Below are 6,451 nucleotides of genomic sequence, written 5' to 3'. Positions count from 1 at the left end.
CGTAGCGCCGCCAGGCCTGCCCACGCGCAGGCCATGGGCTTCGCCGACGGCTCGGCTCGGCCAAATTCCTCGGCCATGGACACCACCGTCGGCTCGGCCAAGTTCTCGGCCGTGGACACAACCGTCGGCTCGACCGCGCGCGAGCCATGCCCACCGCCCACGGCTCGGCCCGGGCACCGGCCGTACGCGCCGCCAGGCCTGCCCACGCGCAGGCCATGGGCTTCGCCGACGGCTCGGCTCGGCCAAATTCCTCGGCCATGGACACCACCGTCGGCTCGGCCGCGTGCGAGCCGTGGGCTCTGCCGCGGCACGGTGGTGGAGGGACCGTGGGTCCTTCCGTCCCTCCGCCACCGTGCCCCGCGGCCGCGACATCGTGGATTCGGCGCGGCTACTTCTCCGTGACTCCAGCCGAGTCGAACGTGGCCACCTCGTGCATCGCCCGCGCCGTGCTCTGCACCAGCGGCAGCGCGAGCAGCGCGCCCGTGCCCTCGCCGAGGCGCAGGTCGAGGTCGACCAGGGGGCGCAGACCGAGCTTGTTGAGGGCGGCGACATGGCCCGGTTCGGCGCTGCGGTGGCCGGCGATACAGGCAGCCAGCACCTCGGGGGCGATGGCGCGGGCGACCAGGGCGGCGGCGCCGGCGCTGACGCCGTCCAGGATGACCGGCGTACGCAGCGACGCGCCGCCGAGCAGCAGGCCGACCATGGCCGCGTGCTCGAAGCCGCCGATCGCGGCGAGCACGCCGATGGGGTCGGCCGGGTCCGGCTGGTGCAGGTCCAGGGCGCGGCGGACCACGTCGGTCTTGCGGGCCAGGGTCTCGTCGTTGATGCCCGTGCCCCGGCCGGTGACCTCGGCGGGATCGGCGCCCGTGAAGACGGAGATGAGGGCGGCGGACGCCGTGGTGTTGGCGATGCCCATCTCACCGGTGAGCAGCGCCTTGTTCCCGGCCGCCACGAGGTCGCGGGCGGTCTCGATGCCGACCTCGATGGCCTGCTTGGCCTCCTCGCGGGTCATCGCGGGTCCCGCGGTCATGTCGGAGGTGCCCGCGCGGACCTTGCGGGGCAGCAGGCCCGGCGTGGCCGGGAGGTCCGCGGCGACGCCCACGTCGACGACGCAGACCTCGGCGCCCACCTGGGCGGCGAAGGCGTTGCAGACCGCTCCCCCGCCGAGGAAGTTGGCCACCATCTGCGCGGTGACCTCCTGCGGCCAGGGGGTGACGCCCTGAGCGTGCACCCCGTGGTCGCCGGCGAAGACCGCGACGGCCGCGGGCTCGGGGATCGGCGGCGGGCACTGGCGGGACAGGCCGCACAACTGCGCGGAGATGATCTCCAGCATGCCGAGCGCGCCGGCGGGCTTGGTCATCCGCTTCTGCCGCTCCCAGGCCTCGCCGAGCGCCTTGGCGTCCAGCGGGCGGATCTGCGCGACGGTCTCGGCGAGCAGGTCGTGCGGGTCCTCGCCGGGCAGGGCGCGACGGCCGTACGTCTCCTCGTGCACGACCCAGGACAGCGGGCGGCGCTTGGACCAGCCGGCCTGCATCAGCTCGGGCTCGTCCGGGAACTCGTCGACGTAGCCCACACACAGGTAGGCGACGATCTCCAGGTGCTCGGGCAGGCCGAGGACGCGGACCATCTCGCGCTCGTCGAAGAAGCTCACCCAGCCGACGCCGAGGCCCTCTGCGCGGGCCGCGAGCCAGAGGTTCTCGACCGCGAGCGCGGAGGAATACGGCGCCATCTGCGGCTGGGTGTGGCGGCCCAGGGTGTGCCGGCCGCCGCGGGTCGGGTCGGCGGTGACGACGATGTTCACCGGGGTGTCGAGGATGGCCTCGATCTTCAGTTCCTTGAACTGCTTCGCCCGGCCCTTCGGCAGCGACTTGGCGTACGCCTCGCGCTGACGCATGGCCAACTCGTGCATCGCCTGCCGGGTTTCGGCGGAGCGGATGACGACGAAGTCCCAGGGCTGCGAGTGGCCCACGGACGGTGCCGTGTGGGCGGCCTCCAGGACGCGGCGCAGCACCTCGTGCGGGATCGGGTCGGCGCGGAAGCCGTTGCGGATGTCGCGGCGCTCGCGCATCACCCTGAGCACGGCCTCGCGCTCGGCCTCGTCGTAGCCGGGCGCGGCCGGACCGGTGGGTCGCAGCGCCTCCGTCTCCTCGGCCGCGTTCTGCTCCGGGGTCTCCTCCGCGTCGGCGCCGTGGGTGTCGAGGTCGTCCGCGTGCTGGACGGCCTCGGGCGCGGGCTCCTCGCCGGACGCGGCGGGCGCGTCGCCGTCGCGGGGTGCGGGGACCGTGACGGCGGGCTCCTCCGGGGGGAGTTGGTCCGCCGGGACGACGATGGGATGCGGCGGGGTCGGGGCCAGGTGCGGGGTGGTGGGCACCGACCCCTCGACGGGGACGAACTCCCCGAGGGTCTGGCCGGGTTGCGACTGAAGGGGGACGCCGGGACGGAGGGGCGCACCCTGGGTGTGCTCGCCCTGGGCCGGGTCCGCAGGCGTCGCCGCGTCCTGCTCGGCGGGCTGGGGCCCGGCCGTTTCGGGGGCGGCGGTGGCGGCCGGAACGGCGGCGTCGACGGCCAGGACAGCGGCATCGGCGGCCGGGACGGCGGCGTCGGCGGGCTGGGGTGCGTCCGCATCCTGAGCCGCGGGGTCCGCGATGTGATCCGCGGCAGGCGCGGCGGCCATCTCGGCCGCGCCCAGCGGGCCGGCCTCCGCGGCCGCGGGCGCCTCCGGCTGTCCCGTGACGCGAACGGGCGTCGCGGTGGCCTCGGCGGCCGGCGGGACGGGGGCGGCCTCGGGAGCGTCGGCGGCCGGCGACTGCGGCTGGGGGGCATCAGCCGGTTCGCCTGCCGCCACGGGGACCTCGGCGGTGTCGCCCTCGGCTGCCGGGACCCGCACGGCTTCGGCCGGCGCGGTCTGCTCGGCGACGGCCTGACCCGCCTCGGGGGCGTGGACGGGCACGGGCCCGGCCTGCGCGCCCTCGGGGCCGGTGCCGGTCGTATGCGCCGTCTCGGCGGCGGCCACGGTCTCGGCGGGTACGGCCGCCTGCACGGCCTCGACCGCGTCTTCAGGAGCCTCGCCGGCCGGGGACACCTGCGCGCCCTCCGTCACCTGCGCGGCGTCCAGAGCGTGCGCGGGCCCGGCGCCCTCGGGCCGCGGTCCGGCCTCGGGGATCTGCCCGCCGTCCGGCACCTGGCCCGTGTCCGGGGGGACCGGGGCGACGGCGGCGGCCTCCGGCTGGACCTCCCCGGCCGACGCGTGACCCGGGTCCGGAACGACTCCGGCGACTGCGCCCCCGGGCTGGAGTGCCCCACTCTCGGACACAGCAACACCGGCGTGCTCGGGCCGGGGTGACTCGTCCTCGGGCGCGCCAACGGCATCCGTCGCGGCCACCGGCACTGCGACACCGGCGGCCTCCGACTGCGACCCCGCCGTCTGCGGCGTCCGACCACCGGTCGGAACCTGGCCGATCGGCGCACCCTGGCCGTCCGCCGGAACCTGGCTCATGTCCGGGCCGTACGGGGCCGCGCCGGCCGGCTGCTGGTCCGGGCCCGGGACGACCGCTTCGGCACTCACCGGGGAGGCCACCACGGTGGGCTGGGCACCCCAGGGAGCGGCGCCCTGCGGGGCCGTCTCGCGCGCCTGCGGGACGTCGAGGTACTCGGGGCCGGCCGCGGCCGGTCCGGGCCGGCGGACCGGCGCGTCGGCGGGGCCGCGGTCGGCCAGGGAGCGGACCGGGCTCGCGGAGGCGTCGGGGATCGGCGGGCCGAGGTGCAGCGGCCGGCGCGGGGGCACCGCCGCGGGGATCCCGGCCGGCGGCGTGGCCGACGGGTCGGGGTGCCGCACGCCGCCGAGGTCGACGGAGCCGGTGTCACGGCCGGCCGTCTCGTGCGGGCCCGGCTGGTGGACGGCTTCGACGACCGGCTCCGGGGCGGGCGGGGACACCTCGTGGCCCCATGCTCCGTGGGAGCCCGGCAGCAGCAGGTCTTCGTCCCTGACGGGAGTTTCGGAGAGGTAGGCGTACGCACCGTGCGCGGGAACGCCCGGCTGCTCCACCATGCCTGCGCTCTCCGGCAGTCCCTCGCCCGGGACCTGGCCGGTGTCGGTCATGCGTACCCCTCGCCCATCGGTTTAGTGCTCCTACGACCAGCTCACCCGGAACGGCGCACCGACCGCCCCCAGTGAAGAACGAGCGTCCGCGCCGTGCGGCACGAACAACCCGCCCGGAAAAGGCGACAAAGCCATTGAGTGGCATTCTCGCGGTCGTCCGGCCGCCGTGACAGCGTGATCCGCGACAGCCCGCTGTGGACTGCGCCACGTTGTGCGTTCTCCGGGTCTGCCGTACCACACCCGCCCTTAATCGGGCGGGTTTTCCGGACATTGACGAACGAACTTCCGGACCACCCGGTGCGGTACAACAATCGGCCAGCCTACCGCGCGCGGTAGGACAACCCGATCACGGGGCACGTTCGGGCAGTTCTCCGCTCAGCAGGAACACGACGCTGCGCTCCGTCTCCGTCCAGGCCCGGGTGTCGAGCGCGACGGACTGGAGCAGGGCGCACTCGACCCGGTATCCGTGCTCGGTGAGGTCGCGGCCGATGAGTTCGGCCGCGTCGCGGGTCGCGGCATGGGTGACGATCCGCTGCGGCCGCCGGTCGGCGACCGCGGAGACCACGGCCGCTCCCCCGCCGCCCACGCGGACGACGTCCGGTTCGGGCAGGTTCTCCAGGATGTACGGGGCGGTGCCGTGCACCACCTGCGTCCGGACGCCGAAGCGGTGCGCGGCCGACTCGGTGCGGGCGCAGGCCCGCGGGTCCCGGTCGACGGCGATGACGGCGGCGCCGCCGCGCGCGGCCTCGGTGGCGAAGGCTCCGCTGCCGCAGCCGATGTCCCACACCAGGTCGCCGATCCGCGGTCCGAGACGGGCGAGTTGGGCGGCCCGGAGCAGATCGGTCTCCCCCTCGCCGAGTCCGCCGCCGTAGGCCTCGGCGGGCTGGGTCCAGCCGCGCGGCCCGTGGCCGGGGTCGTCCCCGGCGATCCAGCCGCCGCCCTCGGCGGCGCCCCGGCCGCCGATGACGATGACGACGTTGGGGTCGCGCCAGTTGTGGTCGGCTGCCTTGTCGGAGGTGACGACCGTGACCTGTTCGCGCTCGGTGCCGAGTTCCTCGCAGATGACGAAGGTGCGGTGGACGCCGTCCAGGAGCAGTCCGAGTTCGGCGGGTCCGGCGCCGGGGGCGGTGAGCACGGCGACCTTGGCGTGGGCGCGGCATACGTTCACCGCGCGGCGCAGGGTGCGCTTGTGTGCGACGACCACCTGGGCGTCGTCCCAGGGCATCCCGGCGCGGGCGAAGGCGGCGGCCACGGACGAGACGGCGGGGACGACCTCGACCTCCAGGCCGAACTCCGGTGCGCGCAGGGACCGTACGACTCCGAAGAAGCCGGGGTCGCCGTCGGCGAGCACCACCGCGGTGCCGCGGTGGGCGGCGATGCGGCGGGCGGCGAGGGCGACGCTGCCCAGGCGGATGCGCTCGGCGGTGCGGGGAACTTCGGGCAGTGCCAGGTGGTGGGCCGCGCCCGCCACAAGGGTGGCGGCGCCCAGGGCGCCGCGTGCCGCGTCGGTCAGCGGCGAACCGTCCCAGCCGATCACCGTGACCCGGTCGGCCATCGTCGTCAGTCTCCAGGATTGCGCAGGTCGTCGGGGTACGGACGCCCGAGAGCGTGTTCCGCGAGCGTACCCGGTGGAGCTGCCGGATGCGCGGCGGGGCGGCGCGGGTGCGCCCGCGGGTTCTGGTGGCTCAGTTCCATTCCGGGAAGGAGGTGTAGCCGCCGGAGCCGGCGAGCTGCTCGCCGGCGCCCTCCAGGTCCTCCGGCAGCAGGCTCCACACGATGAAGTCGGTGCGCAGGTCGGTCCATCTGCCGTCCTCGGTGCGCACGTGCGCTATGCAGGCGTTGCGCAGGACGCCCTCGCTGATGCAGCCGATCTTCTGGGCGACCTGCTGGGAGGCGGTGTTGTCGGCGGCCGTGCGCAGCTCGATGCGTTCGAACTTCTGGTCTCCGAAGAGCCATTGCGCCGTGGCGAGCGCGGCCTCGGCGGCGTATCCCTCGCCGCGTGCCCAGGGCGCGACGATGTACGACAGCTCGGCGGACCGCACGTGCCAGTCGGCCTTGGTCAGCTGGACGACGCCGACCAGCCGCTGGGTGAGGAACTCGGTGACCGCGAGGTCCAGGCCCCGGCCGGCGGTGCGCTCGGCGGGGGCGTACTCGGTGATCCAGGTCCGGGCGCCGTCCTCGGTGAAGGGCTGGGGGACGTCGGTCCAGGCCGCGACCTGCTCGTCGTTCATCATCTCGGCCAGGGCGGGCACGTCGTCCTCCTCCAGGGGACGCAGCACCAACCGCTCCGTGCTGATGGAGATGTTGGGGAAGGTGCTGTTCATGCGCCGCTCCGTAACCTTCGGAAAAACC

The 6,451-nt window shown here is 75.2% G+C and carries 3 protein-coding genes; all 3 read right to left on the bottom strand.

All coding sequences use genetic code 11. From position 1 onward, the window contains the following. Positions 1-388: 388 nt before the first annotated feature. On the bottom strand, positions 389-4,099 hold the full coding sequence (cobT, locus tag ACF09J_RS16250; protein WP_392306065.1) for a nicotinate-nucleotide--dimethylbenzimidazole phosphoribosyltransferase: 3,711 nt from the start codon (positions 4,097-4,099) through the stop codon (positions 389-391). Between the two features lie 346 nt (positions 4,100-4,445). Continuing rightward, a complete protein-coding gene (gene cbiE, locus ACF09J_RS16245; RefSeq protein ID WP_392306064.1) occupies positions 4,446-5,654 on the bottom strand; it encodes a precorrin-6y C5,15-methyltransferase (decarboxylating) subunit CbiE in 1,209 nt (402 codons plus the stop codon). Between the two features lie 130 nt (positions 5,655-5,784). Continuing rightward, positions 5,785-6,423, bottom strand: a complete 639-nt coding sequence (locus ACF09J_RS16240; RefSeq protein WP_392306063.1) for a GNAT family N-acetyltransferase — start codon at positions 6,421-6,423, stop codon at positions 5,785-5,787. Positions 6,424-6,451 lie beyond the last annotated feature (28 nt).

Source organism: Streptomyces sp. NPDC014889, assembly GCF_043081205.1.
In the GTDB taxonomy this organism is placed as follows: Bacteria; Actinomycetota; Actinomycetes; order Streptomycetales; family Streptomycetaceae; genus Streptomyces.
Note: the sequence above shows the minus strand (reverse complement) of the source record. Positions and strands in the feature narration are given on the sequence as shown.